The organism is Corynebacterium sp. HMSC034H07 (assembly GCF_001815175.1).
GTDB lineage: Bacteria > Actinomycetota > Actinomycetes > Mycobacteriales > Mycobacteriaceae > Corynebacterium > Corynebacterium hiratae.
Window position 1 is genome coordinate 40,985 of sequence record NZ_KV819524.1, and the last position, 18,873, is coordinate 59,857.

24 protein-coding genes are annotated in these 18,873 nt (G+C 60.9%); 9 read left to right on the forward strand and 15 right to left on the reverse strand.

The window, feature by feature from the left end; genetic code table 11:
• Nucleotide 1 precedes the first annotated feature (1 nt).
• The 3 genes from HMPREF3009_RS05900 to HMPREF3009_RS05910 are packed head-to-tail and all read right to left on the reverse strand — an operon-like array spanning nucleotide 2 to nucleotide 2,000.
• Complete coding sequence (locus HMPREF3009_RS05900; RefSeq protein ID WP_070680661.1) at nucleotides 2–775, reverse strand: hypothetical protein; 774 nt, start codon at nucleotides 773–775, stop codon at nucleotides 2–4.
• A gap of 29 nt (nucleotides 776–804) precedes the next feature.
• Nucleotides 805–1,746: a DUF3152 domain-containing protein gene (locus HMPREF3009_RS05905; RefSeq protein WP_070680665.1), complete on the reverse strand. Its 942-nt coding sequence runs from the start codon at nucleotides 1,744–1,746 to the stop codon at nucleotides 805–807.
• 32 nt (nucleotides 1,747–1,778) lie between these two features.
• A complete protein-coding gene (locus HMPREF3009_RS05910; protein WP_046647465.1) occupies nucleotides 1,779–2,000 on the reverse strand; it encodes a DUF3107 domain-containing protein in 222 nt (73 codons plus the stop codon).
• Between the two features lie 103 nt (nucleotides 2,001–2,103).
• On the opposite strand from HMPREF3009_RS05910, the gene HMPREF3009_RS05915 reads away from it, so the two are divergent.
• Both HMPREF3009_RS05915 and HMPREF3009_RS05920 read left to right on the forward strand, forming a co-directional pair.
• Nucleotides 2,104–3,498, forward strand: a complete 1,395-nt coding sequence (locus HMPREF3009_RS05915; protein ID WP_070680667.1) for a DEAD/DEAH box helicase — start codon at nucleotides 2,104–2,106, stop codon at nucleotides 3,496–3,498.
• The gene (locus tag HMPREF3009_RS05920; RefSeq protein ID WP_070517848.1) at nucleotides 3,495–4,781 is read left to right on the forward strand and encodes an Rv3212 family protein; all 1,287 of its coding nucleotides are present in this window, start codon (nucleotides 3,495–3,497) and stop codon (nucleotides 4,779–4,781) included. The genes HMPREF3009_RS05915 and HMPREF3009_RS05920 overlap by 4 nt, the downstream gene beginning before the upstream one ends.
• On the opposite strand, the gene HMPREF3009_RS05925 is transcribed toward HMPREF3009_RS05920, so the two are convergent.
• The gene (locus HMPREF3009_RS05925) at nucleotides 4,778–5,236 is read right to left on the reverse strand and encodes a hypothetical protein (protein WP_070680670.1); all 459 of its coding nucleotides are present in this window, start codon (nucleotides 5,234–5,236) and stop codon (nucleotides 4,778–4,780) included. The two genes, HMPREF3009_RS05920 and HMPREF3009_RS05925, sit on opposite strands and share 4 nt — an antisense overlap.
• 562 nt (nucleotides 5,237–5,798) lie before the next feature.
• On the opposite strand from HMPREF3009_RS05925, the gene HMPREF3009_RS05930 reads away from it, so the two are divergent.
• Nucleotides 5,799–6,056, forward strand: coding sequence for a WhiB family transcriptional regulator (locus tag HMPREF3009_RS05930; RefSeq protein ID WP_042529827.1), 258 nt, complete (start codon nucleotides 5,799–5,801; stop codon nucleotides 6,054–6,056).
• A 95-nt stretch (nucleotides 6,057–6,151) separates the two neighbouring features.
• The gene (locus HMPREF3009_RS13965; RefSeq protein WP_012714902.1) at nucleotides 6,152–6,226 is read left to right on the forward strand and encodes a 50S ribosomal protein bL37; all 75 of its coding nucleotides are present in this window, start codon (nucleotides 6,152–6,154) and stop codon (nucleotides 6,224–6,226) included.
• Nucleotides 6,227–6,339: 113 nt separating this feature from the next.
• Here HMPREF3009_RS13965 and rsrA read toward each other — a convergent pair whose 3' ends face one another.
• Nucleotides 6,340–6,612: a mycothiol system anti-sigma-R factor gene (gene rsrA, locus HMPREF3009_RS13050; RefSeq protein WP_080975102.1), complete on the reverse strand. Its 273-nt coding sequence runs from the start codon at nucleotides 6,610–6,612 to the stop codon at nucleotides 6,340–6,342.
• A complete protein-coding gene (locus HMPREF3009_RS05935) occupies nucleotides 6,612–7,217 on the reverse strand; it encodes a sigma-70 family RNA polymerase sigma factor (RefSeq protein WP_046647460.1) in 606 nt (201 codons plus the stop codon). Before HMPREF3009_RS05935 ends, rsrA begins: the two co-directional genes overlap by 1 nt.
• 37 nt (nucleotides 7,218–7,254) lie before the next feature.
• Between HMPREF3009_RS05935 and ybaK the strand changes: the two genes are divergently transcribed.
• Complete coding sequence (gene ybaK / locus HMPREF3009_RS05940) at nucleotides 7,255–7,758, forward strand: Cys-tRNA(Pro) deacylase (protein WP_070545190.1); 504 nt, start codon at nucleotides 7,255–7,257, stop codon at nucleotides 7,756–7,758.
• A 10-nt stretch (nucleotides 7,759–7,768) separates the two neighbouring features.
• On the opposite strand, the gene HMPREF3009_RS05945 is transcribed toward ybaK, so the two are convergent.
• Nucleotides 7,769–8,431 carry an SOS response-associated peptidase gene (locus HMPREF3009_RS05945; RefSeq protein ID WP_070680673.1) on the reverse strand — a complete coding sequence of 221 codons (663 nt, stop codon included), beginning with the start codon at nucleotides 8,429–8,431 and terminating at the stop codon, nucleotides 7,769–7,771.
• Between HMPREF3009_RS05945 and aroA the strand changes: the two genes are divergently transcribed.
• Together aroA and rsgA are read left to right on the forward strand one after the other, a co-directional pair.
• A complete protein-coding gene (aroA, locus tag HMPREF3009_RS05950; RefSeq protein WP_070680675.1) occupies nucleotides 8,430–9,734 on the forward strand; it encodes a 3-phosphoshikimate 1-carboxyvinyltransferase in 1,305 nt (434 codons plus the stop codon). The genes HMPREF3009_RS05945 and aroA overlap by 2 nt on opposite strands.
• Complete coding sequence (gene rsgA, locus HMPREF3009_RS05955; RefSeq protein ID WP_046647457.1) at nucleotides 9,727–10,749, forward strand: ribosome small subunit-dependent GTPase A; 1,023 nt, start codon at nucleotides 9,727–9,729, stop codon at nucleotides 10,747–10,749. Before aroA ends, rsgA begins: the two co-directional genes overlap by 8 nt.
• Before the next feature lie 49 nt (nucleotides 10,750–10,798).
• Here rsgA and HMPREF3009_RS05960 read toward each other — a convergent pair whose 3' ends face one another.
• From HMPREF3009_RS05960 to HMPREF3009_RS05975, 4 genes are all read right to left on the reverse strand, one after another.
• A complete protein-coding gene (locus tag HMPREF3009_RS05960) occupies nucleotides 10,799–11,404 on the reverse strand; it encodes a hypothetical protein (protein ID WP_046647456.1) in 606 nt (201 codons plus the stop codon).
• Nucleotides 11,405–11,457: 53 nt separating this feature from the next.
• Complete coding sequence (locus HMPREF3009_RS05965) at nucleotides 11,458–11,799, reverse strand: hypothetical protein (protein WP_070512189.1); 342 nt, start codon at nucleotides 11,797–11,799, stop codon at nucleotides 11,458–11,460.
• 84 nt (nucleotides 11,800–11,883) lie between these two features.
• A complete protein-coding gene (locus HMPREF3009_RS05970; RefSeq protein WP_185963766.1) occupies nucleotides 11,884–12,390 on the reverse strand; it encodes a DUF6912 family protein in 507 nt (168 codons plus the stop codon).
• Nucleotides 12,391–12,402: 12 nt separating this feature from the next.
• The gene (locus HMPREF3009_RS05975) at nucleotides 12,403–12,813 is read right to left on the reverse strand and encodes an HAD-IA family hydrolase (RefSeq protein ID WP_010189184.1); all 411 of its coding nucleotides are present in this window, start codon (nucleotides 12,811–12,813) and stop codon (nucleotides 12,403–12,405) included.
• Nucleotides 12,814–13,030: 217 nt separating this feature from the next.
• Between HMPREF3009_RS05975 and HMPREF3009_RS05980 the strand changes: the two genes are divergently transcribed.
• Complete coding sequence (locus tag HMPREF3009_RS05980; protein ID WP_070680678.1) at nucleotides 13,031–13,468, forward strand: hypothetical protein; 438 nt, start codon at nucleotides 13,031–13,033, stop codon at nucleotides 13,466–13,468.
• Nucleotides 13,469–13,510: 42 nt separating this feature from the next.
• Here HMPREF3009_RS05980 and HMPREF3009_RS05985 read toward each other — a convergent pair whose 3' ends face one another.
• Both HMPREF3009_RS05985 and secA read right to left on the reverse strand, forming a co-directional pair.
• Complete coding sequence (locus HMPREF3009_RS05985; protein ID WP_070680680.1) at nucleotides 13,511–13,870, reverse strand: hypothetical protein; 360 nt, start codon at nucleotides 13,868–13,870, stop codon at nucleotides 13,511–13,513.
• Between the two features lie 162 nt (nucleotides 13,871–14,032).
• Nucleotides 14,033–16,597: a preprotein translocase subunit SecA gene (gene secA, locus HMPREF3009_RS05990; RefSeq protein WP_070680683.1), complete on the reverse strand. Its 2,565-nt coding sequence runs from the start codon at nucleotides 16,595–16,597 to the stop codon at nucleotides 14,033–14,035.
• A 327-nt stretch (nucleotides 16,598–16,924) separates the two neighbouring features.
• Between secA and HMPREF3009_RS05995 the strand changes: the two genes are divergently transcribed.
• Nucleotides 16,925–17,230 carry a hypothetical protein gene (locus tag HMPREF3009_RS05995; RefSeq protein WP_070517841.1) on the forward strand — a complete coding sequence of 102 codons (306 nt, stop codon included), beginning with the start codon at nucleotides 16,925–16,927 and terminating at the stop codon, nucleotides 17,228–17,230.
• Nucleotides 17,231–17,351: 121 nt separating this feature from the next.
• Here HMPREF3009_RS05995 and hpf read toward each other — a convergent pair whose 3' ends face one another.
• Both hpf and HMPREF3009_RS13725 read right to left on the reverse strand, forming a co-directional pair.
• Complete coding sequence (hpf, locus tag HMPREF3009_RS06000) at nucleotides 17,352–17,990, reverse strand: ribosome hibernation-promoting factor, HPF/YfiA family (RefSeq protein ID WP_046647448.1); 639 nt, start codon at nucleotides 17,988–17,990, stop codon at nucleotides 17,352–17,354.
• Nucleotides 17,991–18,161: 171 nt separating this feature from the next.
• On the reverse strand, nucleotides 18,162–18,842 hold the full coding sequence (locus HMPREF3009_RS13725) for a ComF family protein (RefSeq protein WP_070680686.1): 681 nt from the start codon (nucleotides 18,840–18,842) through the stop codon (nucleotides 18,162–18,164).
• Nucleotides 18,843–18,873 lie beyond the last annotated feature (31 nt).

Sequence of the window (18,873 nt, forward strand, 5' to 3'; positions counted from 1 at the left end):
CCTACAGTCTGTCAGATGCCGCGGACACGAGGGCCTCTTCCACCCTTTCTATGTTCGAACGCACGGTCGCCTTGGAGCGCGGGTGCAGGATATTGACGTACCGGCGATACGCCACTGCACGCAGCAAGAGCTGCTGTATTCCGGGCACCGACGCAAAGCGGGTGCAAATATCACCATCGACCGCCCCCGCGATCAGACCATCCACCATGACTATCGCTGCAGTCCAGCCCGCCGGACGCGGAGCGGCAGAAGGCACGATGTCAATCAGCGCAGGCGGATTGGCCCCGGAAAAAATGGTGGTTCCCAGAAGATCCATGTGAGCGGTAACCAACGGGAGGTGCGCAAGCTCAGCATCAGAATAAGCCTCGCCGCTCTCCTCCCACGCGGCCCGCTCCGCCCGCGCAAACACGTCCTCGCGCCGGTCCATGGTGGGCAGCGGGGCCACATCGAGGGCGTCATCAAGGCGCAGCGCCAACTGCACGGTTTCATCGATGCGGCCTCGCAACTGACCTTCCACGAATTGCGTGGCCTTCCACCCAGCGGCTGTGTAGCGCCCATCGGCGGTCAGAACCGGGCGGGCGATACGCGCTCCCGGCACGCTGAGTTTCTCGCGTACCTTGGCGGACCAACCAGTCCACGGCCGCGCCTCGGCAAAGACTATATCCCCGACGCGAATCCCGTTATCCCAGGCAGACCCCACGAGCTCTCCCTGCGTTCGGCGCGGGTGAAACTCGGCGTTGAAGGCGGCAAGAACGGGCTCAGGTGGCAGTGGCATGGGGAAATAGTCCTTAAATTTCGAGCGGCTTACTCGGGCTTGGCGTGATCAGAATTTGCCGGATTCGGGTAGGGCCACGGGTTCGGCTCACAGGTGACGTCCTCGTCCGGATACACCTCGTTTGGTTCCTTCTCAAAGAGCTTCCCGTTGTTGAGACTCAGCGTCTGCTGCATCATGACGGGCGCGAGCTTACCCTCGCCACCACAGGGCTGGTGGGCCGCGTAACCAATGGCGTGGCCGAACTCATGGTTGATCAGGTACTGGCGGTAGTTGCCCAAATCCCCCTCAAACGGTGCAGCGCCCCGCACCCAGCGAGACTCGTTGAGGTTGACCGCGGATTCACCGGTAATCGTCGTGTGACACGAGGTTTCCGATTCCAACTGCGCACCGCACAACTTCGCCGTGGTCCCCAGTGAGGTCAGACGGATGTGCGTATCGGGGTTGTCATCGGCCTTGACGTGGATGAATTCGAAGTCTCCGTTGGCGGTCCACCCGCGGGGGTCGGACAGGGTGGCGTCGACCAGAGCGACCACCGCAGCATCCCCACCGTAGGCGGAGGTGTCCACGCCATTTTCGATCTCCACGGAAAAACGGATGGTCTGTTTTCCACCTTTGCCCGCGTGCATGGTGGAAGGGCCGGCATCGCGGTAGGTTTCATCACCTTGCTCCGTGAAGGCACCGCCGGCGGGCAAGCCATCCTTGGCGGCAGCGATCGCACTGGCGTTGGCAGGATCGGGCCCCTTGGGCAGGGACGGGGTTGCGGTGGCGCTGCTTGTCGACGTCTCCCCTGCCGCCGTCACTTCTGCCTCCTGGGCTGGGGAGCGGAAAACGTCAACGAGCACCCACACGGTGATGACGACCATGACAGGGATCGCCACCACGCGCCACCAGCCATACTCGCGAGCGAAACGCTCCACCGCTGAAAGGCGCTGTGGGTGCTGTCCAAGATCCGCGGGATTCTCCATGGCCATTTAGGCTACCCGCTGAGACGGCGCGCGCGTACTTAGCCCGCGAAACCGACGGTGTGGGCGCGTGCAGTGCCGATTTCTACGTAGACGACTCGCTCGGTGCGCACAATGTAGGAGCGGCCCTTGGTGTCCTTCAATTCGAGGGTGGAGTTCTCCGCCAAGGCATTGTTAATGGTCTGGGTCAGTTCTTCGCGCTCGCCTTCGGCGTGAATAACCAGTTCGCGGGCGGTATCGGCGAAACCAAACTTGATGTCCATGTGGTGTGTCTCCCTTAGATCGTTGTCATTAATCGGTGCCGTGAGGCCTGCGCCCCCGGCGCTCTAATGGCCCCACTATAGCCACGTCCTCTACTATCAAGGTGTGCTTGCCCCGAAATCTTCCCGCGATTCCCGCGAATCCCCTACCTTTGCCGAGCTCGGCGTCGCCGTAGAGATCTGCGATGCCCTCGCTGACAACGGGATTACGCACACCTTCGCCATCCAGGAGCTCACGCTCCCCATCGCGCTCAATGGCCAGGACCTCATTGGCCAAGCGCGCACCGGCATGGGAAAGACCTACGGCTTCGGTGTACCGCTTCTCGATCGCGTCTTCGATGATGCCGACATCCCGGAGCTTGACGGAACCCCCCGCGCGCTGGTCATTGCGCCAACGCGCGAGCTAGCCATCCAGGTCAGCGGGGACTTGCAGGTCGCTGCCGCGAATCTGCCGCTCAGCGTCATCACCTTGTGCGGCGGTCGCCCCTATGAGGAGCAGATCAAACAGATCAACGCAGGCGCGGACGTCGTCGTGGGCACCCCGGGCCGCCTCCTCGATCTCTGCCAGAAGAAGCACTTATCCTTCGATCAGGTCAGCGTTCTTGTATTGGATGAAGCCGACGAGATGCTGGACTTAGGCTTCCTTCCGGATATCGAGAAGATTCTCTCCCTGCTGCACGGCAACCCGCACCAGACCATGCTCTTTTCCGCGACCATGCCTGGCCCCATCGTGACGCTGGCTCGCACCTTCCTGGACCAGCCGGTGCATATCCGTGCCGAATCTGCCGACGCCCAGCAGACCCATGCCTCCACCCGCAAGGTCACCTTCCAAGCGCACCGCATGGACAAGATTGCGGTACTGGGAAAGGTCCTGCAGGCCCACGACCGCGGGCGCACCATCATTTTCACGCGCACGAAGCGCTCGGCGGCCGCCGTCGCGGAGGAGCTGGCGCAGCGCGGGTTCGCGGTGGGCGCGGTTCATGGCGACATGGATCAAAAAGCACGCGAGCGCTCGCTCGATGCCTTCCGTGACGGCACCGTGGAGATTCTCGTAGCCACGGATGTCGCCGCCCGCGGCATCGACATTGATGATGTCACCCACGTCATCAACTATCAGGTTCCGGACGATCCGATGACGTTTGTTCACCGCATCGGCCGTACTGGCCGCGCCGGCCATACGGGCACGGCGGTGACCCTCGTCGGTTATGACGAACTGGGAAAGTGGCAAGTCATCAACGACGAGCTCGACTTGGGCCAGCCGGAGCCGCCGCAGTGGTTCAGTACGTCCCCGGAGCTCGCGGAAGCACTTGATGTTCCGGAGGGGGTTGCCGATACGGTCGGCCCGCCCACCAAGGTGTTGGGTGGACCCCGGCGCACGGGCTCACCGCGTGGAGGCTCACCGCGTGGAGGCTCCCCGCGTGGTGAATCCACGCGCTCTGCTCGCGCTTCGCGCCGCACTCGTTCCCGTAAACGCAATCCCCGCCAAGGAGGACGCCGATGAGCACCGAGCACGCCCAAGAATCCCCGGTCAACGACGCCGCTGCAAAGAAGGCACCCATCTTGCGTTCCACGAAGGCGGACTGGATTGCCGTGGGCGCGATCAGCGCGGTATGCGCCATCGCCATCGGTGGTGCGGTTATCACCGCACCGATTCACAAGGCTGAGCTCACCCCGGCAGTCGACGCTGCGGCCAACGCCGAGCCAGCGCTCCTCACCGCCGTCCCGAACTCCCTCACCGAATCCTTCAGCCTCCCCAACGCCTTGGTGTCAGGCCAAGCCCGGGCTGTGTCGTCGAAGGGCCTGCTGGTGACCCATGACGGCGACACCCTGAGCGCCACGAATGCTGCCGGCGATGAGGTGTGGACCTATCAGCGCCGCGATGCCGACCTGTGTTCGCTCGGCACAGCATGGAACAAGATTGTGGCTTCCTATGATGCGGGCAACGGCTGCGGTGATGTGGTGGCGATCGATGCTGCTTCCGGCCAGTATTCCGATACCCGCAGCGCCCGCAATTCTGACGAGGTGGTCCCCATCGTCTCGAACGACCGCGTGGGAACTGTCTCCGCCGAGCGGGTAGAGCTGTGGCGCTCCGACCTCGTGCGCACGGTGGAGTACGGCGATGTCGATGCCAAGCAGGAACCCAACATGCAGCCCCACGAGGACTGCGCCATCACATCAGCGCTGACCCGTACCGAGACGATGGCGGTGACCGAATCCTGCCCGGATTCTCCGGATGCCACGTGGTTGCGTATCCAGACGGCCACACCGGAGGATTCCCGCTCCCCGGAGGTTTCCAAGGACATCGAGATCGAGGATCCGGGCGCGCGCCTCGTCGCCTACGGACAGGAGGCGGCCGCAGTCTTCTTGCCGGGCGATACGCCTCGCATCGTGTCCTATAATTTTGAGGGTGAAGCGCTGTCGTCCACGGACGTGGAACCTTCGACATCCATCACCGACTCCGCCTCCCCCTTTGCCCCTGCCGTAGCCGATCTGCCCCACCACATGACGTGGTTCGATGGCGAGCGCCTCTACCTCTTTACGCCAACTCAGCTCAAGGTTGACCACGTACTAGAGCAAGCGCTGGGCACCGGCATTGCCGTTGACGAACGCGTTCTCGTGCCCACTGAAGAAGGAATCGACGTGGTGGATTGGTCGTCCGGTAAGACTGAGCGCACCATCCCCGTCGACCGCGATGGCTATTCCGGCCCGATTTCGCTGACCTTGTCCGGTTCGGTCATCGTTGAGCAGCGCGGGGATACTGCCGTAGCGCTCAAGGCATCCTAGAAGTGGCTTTCAGCCCACTGCGCCGCCTCGGGCCGCGCCATAAGCAGGTATAGGACAAGCCCGGCGCTCGCTAGGGTTAGCGCACCGAGCAGGGCTGAGCCCCCACTGAACATCTGGAAGGCGATGGCACCCAGGATGAATTCCACCAGCACGATGGCTCCGCGGCCCCAGCGTTTGCCTTTCACGAAGGCCCAGGAGCCAACGATGACAAAGCCGAAGACGATAAAAATGAAGATAGCCGTGCCCAGGCCGACGAAGCCCGTCGCGCCTGAGTCCGAAACCATCGAGTCGTTTTCAGCGCCAGATACCTCACGGACGATGAGGAAAATGCCAAAGATGATAACGGCGATGGACTGAACCACCGCGATGCCCGCCGCCGCGATGACCGAAGGCGGCGCGCCATTCCCAACGGTCCGGGGAGACGTAGCCGAGGACTGTTTCTTCTTCTTGTTCACGGCCGCTTAGTCTACTTCTTACCCCGGCGGTTTAGGCCATCTCCACACCGCAGACTCCCCCGCCCTGCAGGTACCGTCCATGGTATTCAACTAGGCCTTCCCATACACAGAGTTTTCGGGGGCAGAGGCCTGAATATGGATTTGACGCGATCCAGGTCACCACACTCACAGTTTTACCCCTATCAGCGCTGGTAGGCGGATTATTGACAGTCTTCTTACAGCCTTCAATCCATTAGCAAACCCTAAAGCGACCACATTTCTTTAGTGACTTTGGACACTTTTTAGCCTTTACCCCTAGCGGACTTTGAGTAAACGTGTCATTATTCTCAGGTAGCAAAAACAACGAGCTGTTAAATCAGTTCATAACTCGGAGCAAACTTCGAGTTAACAGAAAGTGAACCACGGCGGCGTCGACGCTGGCCCCAACTCGAGACAGGGCCCCACTGACCGCAGACCAGTCCACTTCACCCCGTAGCACTCGGAACAGTTCACAGCTGTGAACTGCCCTAGGTGCGCCTACTTTCACCCACTGCTGTCAAAAATTTGTTAGGAGATTTCAATCATGGATTGGCGCCACGAAGCTGTTTGCCGCGACGAAGACCCGGAGCTCTTCTTCCCCGTCGGTAATTCCGGCCCTGCACTCACCCAGATCGCTAAGGCCAAGCTGGTCTGCAACCGCTGCCCAGTTGCCTCTTCCTGCCTCAAGTGGGCCCTGGAATCCGGCCAGGACGCCGGTGTCTGGGGCGGTCTCTCTGAGGAAGAGCGCCGCGCCATCAAGCGCCGCAACCGCAGCCGCGCCCGCGCCCGCGTTTCTGCCTAAAGAACCCTCAGAAGGCACACCCCCGATTAACACTCCGGCATACCCTGCCGCTACAGTTAAATAAGTTCATTTACCCTTAACAGAAGGAGTACGCGATGAGCAAGCGTGGCCGTAAGCGCAAGGATCGCCGTAAGAAGTCCGCTAACCATGGCAAGCGTCCTAACGCATAACGTCAGCATTCAGGGCTCGTTTCCTTCCTCATTCCGAGGACGGGAACGAGCCCTTTGCGTATGCGCCTACACCTAATTAACGTAGCCTAGGCGTTAACTTGGCCTCGGCGGCCCTAACCCCAGGTGATTTCAGTCCGCGTGATCTCCACGCAAATGCGCTGGCGCAGTGACTGCGGTGCAGCCTGTCCCCCGCAACATTTGCGCACAAGCGCTCGGACTACTTCTTCACTCTCGACGCGCTGCTGACAGGCATCGCACTGCGCGAGATGCTCGCGGATTTCCAGTGCTCGCGCATAGCTCGTTGATTCATCGAATAGCTCCCGAAAGAGCGCTTCAACCTCGGGAGAGTTACACGCACCGCAATTGCGTCCTGTTGCGCGTTCCATTACTTCTCCTCCATCTCTGGGTGGTTGCGACCAATGCCTTTTTCTCGTGCTACGTCCTTCAACGCCGCGCGGAGTAATTTTCTTCCGCGGTGGAGGCGGCTCATGACCGTCCCCAACGGGGTGCCCATCACTTCTGCGATTTCCTTATAGGCCAAACCCACTACATCCGAGTAGTACACCACCATGCGATAATCCTCCGGTAAGTCATTCATGGCCTCGGAAATCTCCGAGTCCGGCATCTGCTTGAGCGCTTCGACCTCCGCTGATTCCAGGCCCGTGGAGTCATGTCCGGACGTGGTATACAGCTGAAAGTCACTAAGCTCATCCGCTGAGGATTCCACTGGGCGGCGCTTGGCCTTCCGGTAGGAGTTGATGTAGGCATTCGTCATGATGCGGTACAGCCACGCCTTCAAGTTCGTGCCCTGTTTGAAGGAATCGAAGTTGCTAAAGGCCTTGAGGTAGGTCTCTTGGATCAAATCCTCCGCGTCTTGCGGGTTGCGCGTCAAACGCATCGCTCCGCCGTAAAGCTGGTCCAGCAAGGGCAAGGCTTGCTCCTCAAACAACCGCTGTTTCTGAAGCGTCTCGCTCGTCGTTTCTGTGGCCATACCGACCATCCTAGCGCTCCGGACTAGGGTGGTTTATATGTCCAAGAAGACCCCGCGTGCCGCTACCCCCGCTCTCAAACTCCTCGAAGAGGCAGGTATTGACCACCACGTCTCCACCTTTGATGGCGGTCGCGAAAACTTCGGCGAGGCAGCCGCTGTGGCCCTCGACGTTGCTCCTGAGCGTATCTTCAAAACCCTCGTCATTGATCTGAGCGCCGGCAAAGGCCCCAAACGCCAACTCGCCGTCTGCGTCCTTCCGGTTACCCATCAGCTCAGTCTCAAGAAGGCCGCCGCCGCTTTCGGTGCGTCCAAGGCCACAATGGCCGCGCCTGCCGACGCCTCCAAGTCCTCCGGCTACATCCCCGGCGGCATCTCCCCGTTAGGGCACAAGCATGTCCTGCCCACCGTTGTTGACGAGACGGCGCTACTCTTCGACACCATCTTTTTCTCCGGCGGCAAGCGTGGCCTCGACATCGAGATGAATCCGGAGGATCTCCCCCGCGTCCTGGAGCTCTCCTTTGCCGACGTGCTCGCCGACTAGTTTTCGCGCACTAGAACAAGGTGGTGGCCGGTGGTTCGTCGATAAGCTCTGCGTAGTCGTTGCGCACGTTGCCCACCGCGGGGTCTGCCGGGCGTGCCTGAAAGCCGCGCACAGAGCTCGGCTCCAGTAGCGCCTCCCCCGCCAGCCAAGGTGCGATCTCATCTGTAGTCAGAAACTTGGGTAGCCGGTGATGCAGCCACGCCATCTCCTCCGTGGCGTCCGTAGTCACCATCGTGGCCGAGAGCCTCTCCATCCCCGTGGCCCACAAACCAGCCGCCCACAGCAGGCCATCGGGTCCGGTCACATAGTAGGGCTGTTTCTTGGCCTTCTTATCTTCCCCGGCTTTCCACTCGTAGTAGCCATCCAGAGGGATGACGCAGCGCTGCGCCTTGAAGGCATCGCGAAAGGAAGGTTTCTGCGCCACAGTCTCCGCGCGGGCATTAAACAGGGGCGGGCCGTCGAGGTCTTTCTTCCAATGCGGGATAAGTCCCCAGCGCGCTGGCTCCACACGGGCGGTCTCCTCCGCAACCCGCACGATGGCGATGGGCTGGGTCGGAGCAATGTTATAGCGTGCTGGCGGCAGGCCTTCCGGCGCATGAACTTCCGTAATGGATTCCCACGCTCCGACTTCCTCCAGTAGGGACTCGGTGAACAGAACAAATCTTCCGCACATGCCCTTTATTATGGACTACATGTCTGCTTACTGGAGTGCTCCCCAACCCACCGGCCCGCTGTCCTGGACTCAAGAAGTCCCCGGATCGAAGTCGATGACCAACCGCGCCCTCATCCTCGCCGCGCTGGCTGACTCCCCCTCTATCATCTACAACCCACTGATCTCTCGCGATACTGACCTGATGAAAGAAGCCTTGAAGGCCATGGGCGTAGGTATCTCCGACTGGGGCCCGCACCTGCGCGTGACGCCGGGCCAGCTGCATGGGGCGACCGTCGATTGCGGCCTGGCCGGCACGATTATGCGCTTCTTGCCGCCGGTAGCCGCGTTGGCGGATGGCCCCGTCATCATCGATGGCGACCCGTATGCGCGCAAGCGCCCCATGTCCACCATGACGAAGGCCCTGCGTGAGCTGGGCGTTGACATCAAGGGCGATAGCCTGCCGCTGACCATCACGCCCCATGGTGTCCCAGAGGGCGCCGAGGTCACCATTGACGCTTCCGCCTCCTCCCAGTTCGTCTCTGGCCTGCTTTTGGCCGGTGCGCGCTACCGCTACGGGCTCAGCGTGCGCCACGAAGGCGGCACCGTACCTTCCCAGCCCCACATCCTGATGACCATCGGCATGCTGCGTGATGCCGGCGTGCATGTAGTCGCGGGCGAGGATAATTGGGTCGTGCGCCCTGGAAAGATTGAAGGCCGCGAGTGGTATATCGAACCGGATCTGTCCAACGCCACGCCCTTCCTGGCTGCAGCGGCCGTCGCCGGCGGCAGCGTGAGTATTCCGAACTGGCCGGAGGAAACGGACCAGCCGGGTGATGCTTTCCGCGGCATCCTGGAACAGATGGGGGCACAGGTTGAGTACGTCCCACAGACACCTCGCCAGGATCCCTACCTGAAGGTCACCGGCCCGGAGGAGGGCCTAGCAGGCCTGCGCGGTATCGATCTCGACATGGGAGATATCGGTGAACTCACCCCGACCGTGGCTGCGCTGTGCGCGCTGGCCTCCACGCCTTCGACGTTGACCGGCATCGCGCACCTGCGCGGTCACGAGACGGACCGTCTGGCGGCCCTCGCTACCGAGATCAACGGCTTGGGAGGCAACGTCACCGAGCTTGACGACGGCCTCCGCATCACCCCTGCCCCACTCCACGGAGGGCAGTGGCACTCCTACGCCGACCACCGAATGGCCACCGCCGGCGCCATCATCGGCTTAACAGTCGAAGGGGTCGAGGTCGAGGACATCGATACCACGTCCAAGACTCTGCCCGGCTTCGCCGGGATGTGGGAGGCCATGATCCGTGGCTAGGCGCGCAAGCAGCTATGACGAATCCGATGTCCGCATCCGGCCCGGCAAAGGCTCGCGCCCGCGCACGAAGGACCGCCCAAAGCACAAGGATGCCAAGTTCGGCATGGTCATCACCAAGGATCGCGGCCGTTGGGGAGTCGCTCTAGATAACGATGGCCCGGTCGTCACGGCCATGCGTGCCCGCGAGATGGGCCGCACGCCCGTCGAGGTCGGCGACCGCGTCGGCGTCGTGGGCGATACCTCCGGGCGCAAGGACACCTTGGCACGCATCGTCAAGCTGGAGGAACGCCGTTCCGTCCTCCGGCGCACCGCGGATGACACTGACCCTTATGAGCGCATCGTGGTGGCGAATGCGGACCGCCTGCTCATCGTCAGTGCCGTGGCGGATCCGCCCCCGCGCTCTGGATTCGTGGAGCGTGCCCTCATCGCGGCCTTCGCCGGCAATATCCAGCCGGTCCTGTGCCTGACAAAGACCGACCTCACCGACCCCACTCCGTTTGCCCAAGAGTTTGCGGACTTGGATGTCACGGTGGTGGAGGCCGGCGTCGACGATGGACTGGAGCAGGTCTGCGCCGCAATTGATGGACATGTCACGGCGCTCATCGGCCACTCCGGTGTGGGTAAATCAACCTTGGTCAACCGGCTTGTCCCAGACGCCAACCGCGAAACCGGTGAGGTGTCTGCGGTGGGCAAGGGCCGCCACACCTCGACGCAGTCGGTGGCATTGCGCCTGCCGGCGGAAGGAAGCACGCCGAATGGCGGGTGGATCATTGATACGCCCGGCATCCGCTCCTTTGGATTGGCCCACATTGATGCCGAGAACGTCATCGAGGTCTTCGATGATCTGGCCGAAGCCATCGAGGACTGCCCGCGCGGCTGCACGCATGCGGGGCCGCCCGCAGATCCTGAGTGTGGCTTGGACTTGAGCATCGAGGAAGGCACTGCTTCTGCGCGCCGTCGCGATGCAGTGCGGGGTCTTTTGGCCTCCCTGCGCACCAACGTCGATTGGGCTTAGGCCCCATTGGGGCCTAAGCGTCGGCTCTTTAGGCCTTAAGCCCTAAGGCTTAGGCCGGAAGCATGGCCGCCAGCTGCGGCGGCAGGACGGTCTTCAGGAAGGGGCTGGCTGCGCGAAGAGCCATAAAGAGCACCGTCAGGGCGCCGGATACTCCGAGGATGATGGCGCCACCCTTGTCGATGTTGGAGGAGGTGTTATCACCGCTCGGTGCCTTCTTGTTGAACTCTTCCTTCTTGGCACACGCATCGAGAGCCTTGACGTACTCCGGCGCGATGTCGCGGAAAGTCTCGGCTACCTTGATGTTGTTCTTAGCGCGCTTGACGGCGTCCTCGTCACCGAGCTCGACCTCTGCCTCATAGCCAGCCAGAGCACGGTAGAGCTCGTCCGATTGGTTCTCTACGTCGCGAGCACGCTTCTCCGCGTCCTTGGGCGAAATCTTAAGGCCATCCTTCAGCAGGCTGCTGTCGACGTCGTTGTCCTTGGACTCCGCGTTCTTGAGGTCGCTGGCTTCGTCCTCGCTCAACGTGATGGTGCACTTGTCATTCTTGATGGAGGTGGTCACCGCACCCGCAGTGGGGGCAGCGATTCCGCCAGCAACAAGTGCGACGGACAAGGTGGAGGTAGCAACTACGCGGCGAAGACGAGAGGAAGTCATGCTGAGGGGACCTTTCGATCGAGCTGAGTTTTACTCCAGCAGACTATCAGCATTTAGCCCAACTTGGGCAGGTAATCACCGAACTCCTTGTACACAGCGAAGCCGATGCTGATAATTCCGAAGAGAATGGCGACGATAACCCCCATCGGTCCTTGCGAGGAGCCCTCAACGATGCGCAGCCACGGAGTCTTAGGCATCACGGCCATGTTGGGGTCCGGATTGTTGGGGTCAGGTTCGCTGGGAGCCGCTTCCTGAGCAGAGCTCCCCTGCGCGGTCTGATTTGTCTGCGCTGCCGGCGCTACTGCTTCCTCTGCCCCGGCAATTGGTGCTGAAACGAGGGTTGTGACGCTCAGGGCTGCAGCGGTGATAAGGCTAGCAAGGCGAGTTGCCTTCATGATGGTGCTCCTTTTCTCAAGCAATGCCAATAAGGGCTTAGAGTAGCACCACCACTCGCGTTAGGGCTGTTAACGCTGGTGATCCTAGAGCAGTTCTACGAGGATGGGCAGCTCAGTGGGATCATAGAAGGCCATGAAGTTATCCAGGGCATCACCGACGGCAAGCTCGGCGTCTTCGTCGCCGAGGTCAGCATTGTCGATGGCGGCGATAGCCTTGGCGGTGGCAGCCTCGGATTCCTCGATGTCCACGTGGATGGCTTGCAGGTTGTCCTTCGTGATGGTGGCCGGGTTGAGCGCCACGACTGGTTCACCCATGTCCGGCTTCGGGGTCACTACTGAATCATCAACATCGACGGAGATCACCACTCGACGGTGCGGGAACTTCTCCTCATCGCCGATGGCCAAGAGCCGCAGGGAGGCCATGGAAGCTTCGAGGAAGGCAGAGTATTCGATCTCTTCTTCGTCGCCCTCAGTGTAGAACTCGCGCAGCGCTGGGGTTACTGTAAATCCCCAACCACTGCGGGCAGCAAGCTGGCCGGTTTCTTCCAGCTCTGTCAGCATGGCAAAAGTAGCTGGCAGGAAGACGCGCACATCCTTCGACACTTAGAACTCACCTTCAATGTCGAAGACTGCCTGGACTTCCACGCTGGTGCGGTCAAAGACCGTGTAGAGCATGCCCACCATGCCATTTTCCACCGCGGCGCGGACGTTGACGATGGAATCATCTACCATGACGCAGTCATTAATCGGCAGGTCGATAGCGTCCGCTGCAGCTTGGAAGGCAGCACGATCCGGCTTTTCCGCACCGACCTCACCGGAAAGCACGACGGCATCAACGATGCCCCGGTATTCCCACTCGCGAATATGCTCCGCGCCTGGGCCGCCCGGATCATTAGAGAGAATAGCGGTGGCGACTCCGTTAGATTTCGCGGCGGCGAACAGCTCCCGCCAGCGCTTGACGTCTTCTTCGGTGCCGTCAAGCACGCCTACAAAATCGACGATGAGTCCACGCATATTATCTACCCTTCGCATTGAGCTGTGTTTATCGTCCGAAAGTATAGCGAACATACCGCTCGCCTGCTCCCAAAGGCCAAGGCGCAGCGCCTTCTAGCCGCGGATGGCTCCAGCATGGCACAATGAACGTGCGTCCAGCTTCCTTCCCTCCGCTCGCCTTCGCCTGCCTGAGCGCCTTTCTCCGCGCTGCTTATCGCGGATAAGGACCGGATTCCGCATGTATACCCCCATCCCCGGCATGAGCCATCTGCAGCTCTATGTTGCTCCACAGCGTATCCGCTATGAGCGCGAGCCTACCGCTGGTGACCTCGCCACGCGTGACGAGATCCACGGGCTCGTCGTCATTGTTTTAGAAGTTGCCGCCGCTTTGCGTCCGATGAGCCATCTCAACAACCCGCGCTTTGCGCCAGAAATCATCACCCATGTACGCGCGTGGCGAAAGGCCCATGCAGCGTTAGAGCTCCGCGGGGGCATGGCGCTCACCAGCTTGCATGCGCGCGCAAACGGCGAGTTCTTTGGTTCGGTGCGAATAGGTTCGCACCAGCGTGCTTTCACCGGCTCCGCAGCCGGGCGGCACATACGTTCCTTCCGGTTACTCTCAGTCGGCCCCAGCCCCAGTATCGCTGGAGGCGGGCGGCAGGATATGGGAGGCTAAACAAAAAGCCAAGGGATAACCTTGGCTGGAAACTGTGGGAGATTAAAAAAGCGAACCGAGTTTGATCAAGATGGGCGTCCAATCGATTCCGGCGAACGCTGCGGACGCACTCACCAGGGCCAAGCTGATACCGCCAAACATGGTAGCTCCGACCACAGGCAGGTTCTTTGCAGCTTCCTCGGAGGTTTCCGGAGCGGACACAGCGCCGCACTGAGTGGCCATGGTGTCCTGGGAGCTGAGCACGGCGTCCTTGGAGGACACATCGTCCTGCGAGCTCAAGACGGAAGAGAGCTGGCACTGCTCCTCGGGAGCAAGCTCGATAGCTGACGCAGCTGCGCCGCCGCCCAACAGAGTGGCAGATGCGAACACGGAGAGACCTACTCGCAGAGACAAGCGGCGCATACTAACTCAACCTTCCGAAGCAGAACAATTAATAATTTGACAGTATATACCTAACTGCTTCCAACAAAAAGGCGCCGTGGGGAGTTCTTCCCTCACGGCGCCTCATCACTTTCCGCGCTTTCTAGCGTTCGCGCATCAGCGAAGTTTCATACCGCGGCAGATTTAAGCTTCCGCTTCCGCGTTTGCTTCACCCGCTGCGCTCGCCTCTTCCTGGGCCTTGAACTGCTTGCGCAACATGAACAGCTGGCGGACGGTTTCTTCCTTCACTGCGTCGTTCATGGCGTTAAACATGTCGCCGCCCTCCTTCTGGTATTCCACCAGGGGATCGCGCTGCGCCATAGCACGCAGGCCAATACCTTCCTTGAGGTAATCCATTTCATAGAGGTGCTCGCGCCACTTCTGGTCGATGATCGGCAGAATGATCATGCGCTCGGTATTGCGCATCTGGTTCTCTCCGCCGATGGCAGTCACAGCGTCTTCGAGCTTGTCGTACTCGGAGTTGGCATCAGCTAGGAGGGCATCGCGCAGCTGCTCCGCGGTCAGTTCGCCGGCAGCGCCGTATTCGGTGCCGTCAACGAGCTCCTCATGTGTCATGGTCGGCCCGTACAGGGAATCCAACGCATTCCACAGCTCATCGAGATTCCAGTCCTCCACGTAACCGGTGGCAGTAGCCCCCGCCACGTAGGCAGACACGGTGTCATTGATCATCGTCCGGATGTTGTCCTTGATGTCGTTGGCCTCAAGGATGTCGTGGCGGGTGGCGTACACCACCTTGCGCTGCTCGTTAAGAACTTCGTCGTACTTGAGCACGTTCTTACGCATCTCGAAGTTCTGGTTCTCCACCTGTGCCTGCGCACCCTTGATAGAGTTCGACACCATCTTGGCCTCAATCGGCACGTCATCCGGCACGTTGAGGCGGTTCATCATGTTCTCCATGGACTGGCCCACGAAGCGCACCATGAGCTCATCGCGCATGGACAGGTAGAAGCGGGTCTCGCCCGGGTCACCCTGACGTCCGGAACGGCCACGCAGCTGGTTATCAATACGGCGCGACTCGTGGCGCTCGGTGCCCAGCACGTACAGGCCGCCGGCCTCACGGACCTCATCGCCCATCTTCTTGGAGCGTTCCCTCTCCTGCTCGATCTCAGCGTCCCAGGCTTCCTGGTACTTCTCTTCGTCCTCAAAGGGATCGAGGCCGCGGTCCCGCAGCTTCTCATCCAGGATGACTTCGGGGTTGCCACCGAGAACGATATCGGTACCACGGCCGGCCATGTTGGTGGCCACGGTGACGGTGCCAGGGCGGCCAGCACGGGCGACGATCTGGCCCTCTTCCTCGTGGTGCTTGGCGTTGAGCACCGAGTGCTTGACGCCGCGCTTGCTCAGCAGCTGCGAGAGGTACTCGGAGCGTTCCACGGAGGTGGTACCAACGAGCACCGGCTGACCGGCAGCCACGTGCTCCTCGATGTCATCGACCACCGCAGCAAACTTCGCTTCCTGGGTCTTGTAGATGCGGTCGGAGTGGTCGGTACGCTGGTTCGGCTTGTTGGTCGGAATTGGCACCACGTCGAGACCGTAAATGGAGTGCAGCTCGGCCGCCTCAGTTTCTGCGGTACCGGTCATGCCGGAAATCTTATCGTAAAGGCGGAAGTAGTTCTGGAGGGTAACGGTCGCCAGCGTCTGGTTCTCGTTCTTGATCTCCACCTCTTCCTTCGCCTCAATGGCCTGGTGCATACCCTCGTTGTAACGGCGACCAGCCAGCACGCGGCCGGTGAATCCATCCACGATGAGGACCTCGCCGTTGCGCACGATGTAGTCCTTATCGCGGGTGAAGAGCTCCTTCGCCTTCAGCGCGTTATTGAGGTAGGACACCAGCTGGGAGTGCTCAGGTGCGTAGAGGTTTTCAATGCCCAACTGGTCTTCGACGAATTCCACGCCGTCCTCAAGCACACCAATGGTGCGCTTCTTGTGGTCCACCTCGTAGTGGATGCCCTCGCGCATCTTCGGGGCCAGCTTGGAAAAGACTCCGTAGAACTGAGAGGAACCATCGACAGGGCCGGAAATGATGAGCGGGGTACGCGCCTCATCGATAAGAATGGAGTCAACCTCATCCACGATGCAGTAGTTGTGGCCGCGCTGGACGGTTTCATCAAGCGAGCGGACCATGTTGTCGCGCAGGTAGTCAAAGCCCAGCTCGTTGTTCGTGCCGTACGTGACGTCGCAGGCATAGGCTTCCTTGCGCTCCGCAGGGCGCATCTCGGAGAGGATGACGCCTACGGACAGTCCCAGCCAGCGGTGAACACGGCCCATCATTTCGGCGTCACGCTTAGCCAGGTAGTCGTTGACAGTCACGATGTGGACGCCCTTGCCTTCCAGGGCATTAAGGTACGCCGGAAGCAGCGAGGTCAGGGTCTTACCTTCACCCGTGCGCATCTCGGCAACGTTGCCAAAGTGCAGGGCGGCACCACCCATGATCTGTACCTTGTAGTGCTTCTGGTCGAGCACGCGCCAGGCGGCTTCACGTACGGTGGCGAATGCTTCGAGAAGCATGTCATTCATCTTTTCGCCATCCGCCAGACGCTTCTTAAACTCGTCTGTCTTAGCCTTAAGCTCATCATCCGACAGCGCCGCGAATTTATCTTCTAGGGCAATAACATCATCAGCAATTTTAGCCAGGCGCTTGACGGTGCGTCCCTCACCGGCACGGAGCAGCTTGGAAAGTCCAAACACGTCTAGATAGTCCTTCTGGTCGCGACAATAAAGTTAACTCGTCGCCATTGTACTCACTAGCTTTTCCGTATCGATTCGCCACCCAACCCAAAACGCAAAATCCGATACTTAGCCCGCGCCCACTCGTGCGCCCATCCTGTGTTTTCTCAGAACCACAGAGCGAGGCACCGCAACGAACCACCAACACCCAACCGCTAACAACCAACTGCTAACAGTTGCGCGCCTCACAACGAAGGTTTATGTAAGGGCGCGACAAGGGCGCCCACTTCCCCAACCCGAAGTTCCCTAACTCACCCGGACGCAGAGCGAGACAGAAAAGGAATGACTATGCAGTTCTCCAAGATTGCCGTAGCTACCGCTACCTCCGCAGCCCTAGCTTTGAGCACCATAACCGCCCCCGCCGCCGTGGCTGATGATTCCGAAGCGCCGCGCGGTGGTAGCGCCATGTGGACCTATAACGCGATCATGACCGGAACCATGGATGCCGTCGCCACTTCCCACCGCCCGGGGTCGCATCCCACCGAAAACTTCGGACTGGATCTGATTCTGGTCACCCCGGTGGCCTTGCTCATGCTGCCACTGCAAAAGCTAGCTGAGGCCGAAGTACACCTGTCCAGCCAATTCGGGGTATAGATCCGTCGCGATAAACGGAAAACACGTTTCCCCGCGCTGCATGTTCAGCGCGGGGAAACGTGTTGTAGCCGGGATAATTTTCCCGAAGGGCTTAATACTTAGTCCTTAGGACGCTTAGCCCTTAAGCGTCCGTCAGGGAGATAAGGCCGTAGTCAAAGGCGTGGCGGCGGTAAACCACAGACGGCTTGTTGTTCTCTTCGTTGATGAAGAGGTAGAAGTCGTGGCCGACCAGCTCCATCTCGCTGAGTGCATCATCCACGGACATCGGGGTGGCCGGGTGCTCCTTGAAGCGCACAACCTGGCCCGGGCGAACGTCCTCGACCGTCTCTGCGTACGGGTCGATGTAGCGTTCTTCCTTACCGGGCTTAGCCGCTTCAGCCTCGGCGACCAGCTCGGCAGCAATCTGACCGGTACCCTTCTGAGCGCGGTGGCCGGACTTCACGTTCTCGCGGCGCACCTTTACCTTGCGCAGGGAGCGCTCCATCTTGCCCAGAGCCGTCTCGAGTGCGGCGTAGAACGAATCTTCCTTAGCCTCAGCGCGGGCGATGTGCCCCTTACCGGTAGCGGTAATCTGCAGACGCTCTGCCTCAGACTCGCGGCGCGGGTTCGGCTCGTGCTGCAGCTCCACGTGGAAGAAGGTCAGGGTCGGATCAAGGCGCTCGATCTTGGCTAGCTTTTCAGTGACACGTTCCTGGAAGTGCTCCGGAACCTCCACGTTACGACCGGTGATGGTGACCTGAGCGTTGGTCTGCTGGGACATGTAATGCCTCCCTTTACTCGTGGGGACTGAATGACTGCACATTCTGCGGACCTTATTCAAGCCTGTGATTCGGGGCTTAGTGTCCGCTTCCCTGTGACACCCCTCATGCTACCACTGGTCATAACCAACGGGTTCACTGGCCCCTCTACAGAGGCTTGATGTCGCTCCACCCTACGCGTCTGCCAGGGCAATCGCTCCCGCCACGTCACCCCCGACGGCCCACACGCGAGCAGCGCTGGCGCGGAGTGTCGCGCCGGTCGTGATGACGTCGTCGACAAGCAGCACGCTGCGCCCCGCCAGCATCCGGGCGGACGGCAGCAACCGCACGGCACTGCGCATATTGTCTGTGCGCTCCGTGGCGTTGAGCTGCGACTGATCCGCACTGCCTTCGGCCGTCATCAAGGCATTAACCACGTCCCAACCAGGAAGCCGAGCAGACGCCGCCCGGCACAGCGCGGCCACCGGATCACCACCACGCTTGCGGGCCGACGACGCTCGTGTCGGGGCGGGAACCAACAGCGCGGTCTCCGGAATGTCGCCGCGAGCACGCAGGTAGTCGATGCCAGCGGCAAGCACCGCGCCCAAATGCGCGCGCACCGCCTGGTGTCCGCGTTCCTTCATCGCGATGATGACCCCGCGGCGGGTATCGGAATACGGTCCGAGCGCCCACGCCGGAAAACCTAATGGCTGGGGACGTTCCACGCGGCGCGGTATCTGCCGCAGGTGGTGCTGGCAGGCTGCGCACAGCACCCCACCCACAGAGGTCTCGCCCCCGCACCCGGCGCACGGGCGCGGTAGGAACAGCTCCACGAGCGCGGCGGTGGCCTCCCCTATCCCCCGATGTTTCGGCATGCGCCCTACTCTAGCCTGACTCCTGAGCTGT

Coding starts and splice junctions, on each gene's coding strand:
- HMPREF3009_RS05900 (WP_070680661.1), bottom strand. CDS start 775: ATGCCACTGCCACCTGAGCCCGTTCTTGCCGCCTTCAACGCCGAGTTT.
- HMPREF3009_RS05905 (WP_070680665.1), bottom strand. CDS start 1,746: ATGGCCATGGAGAATCCCGCGGATCTTGGACAGCACCCACAGCGCCTT.
- HMPREF3009_RS05910 (WP_046647465.1), bottom strand. CDS start 2,000: ATGGACATCAAGTTTGGTTTCGCCGATACCGCCCGCGAACTGGTTATT.
- HMPREF3009_RS05920 (WP_070517848.1), top strand. CDS start 3,495: ATGAGCACCGAGCACGCCCAAGAATCCCCGGTCAACGACGCCGCTGCA.
- HMPREF3009_RS05930 (WP_042529827.1), top strand. CDS start 5,799: ATGGATTGGCGCCACGAAGCTGTTTGCCGCGACGAAGACCCGGAGCTC.
- rsrA (WP_080975102.1), bottom strand. CDS start 6,612: ATGGAACGCGCAACAGGACGCAATTGCGGTGCGTGTAACTCTCCCGAG.
- HMPREF3009_RS05935 (WP_046647460.1), bottom strand. CDS start 7,217: ATGGCCACAGAAACGACGAGCGAGACGCTTCAGAAACAGCGGTTGTTT.
- ybaK (WP_070545190.1), top strand. CDS start 7,255: ATGTCCAAGAAGACCCCGCGTGCCGCTACCCCCGCTCTCAAACTCCTC.
- aroA (WP_070680675.1), top strand. CDS start 8,430: ATGCCCTTTATTATGGACTACATGTCTGCTTACTGGAGTGCTCCCCAA.
- HMPREF3009_RS05945 (WP_070680673.1), bottom strand. CDS start 8,431: ATGTGCGGAAGATTTGTTCTGTTCACCGAGTCCCTACTGGAGGAAGTC.
- HMPREF3009_RS05960 (WP_046647456.1), bottom strand. CDS start 11,404: ATGACTTCCTCTCGTCTTCGCCGCGTAGTTGCTACCTCCACCTTGTCC.
- HMPREF3009_RS05965 (WP_070512189.1), bottom strand. CDS start 11,799: ATGAAGGCAACTCGCCTTGCTAGCCTTATCACCGCTGCAGCCCTGAGC.
- HMPREF3009_RS05975 (WP_010189184.1), bottom strand. CDS start 12,813: ATGCGTGGACTCATCGTCGATTTTGTAGGCGTGCTTGACGGCACCGAA.
- HMPREF3009_RS05980 (WP_070680678.1), top strand. CDS start 13,031: ATGTATACCCCCATCCCCGGCATGAGCCATCTGCAGCTCTATGTTGCT.
- HMPREF3009_RS05985 (WP_070680680.1), bottom strand. CDS start 13,870: ATGCGCCGCTTGTCTCTGCGAGTAGGTCTCTCCGTGTTCGCATCTGCC.
- HMPREF3009_RS05995 (WP_070517841.1), top strand. CDS start 16,925: ATGCAGTTCTCCAAGATTGCCGTAGCTACCGCTACCTCCGCAGCCCTA.
- hpf (WP_046647448.1), bottom strand. CDS start 17,990: ATGTCCCAGCAGACCAACGCTCAGGTCACCATCACCGGTCGTAACGTG.
- HMPREF3009_RS13725 (WP_070680686.1), bottom strand. CDS start 18,842: ATGCCGAAACATCGGGGGATAGGGGAGGCCACCGCCGCGCTCGTGGAG.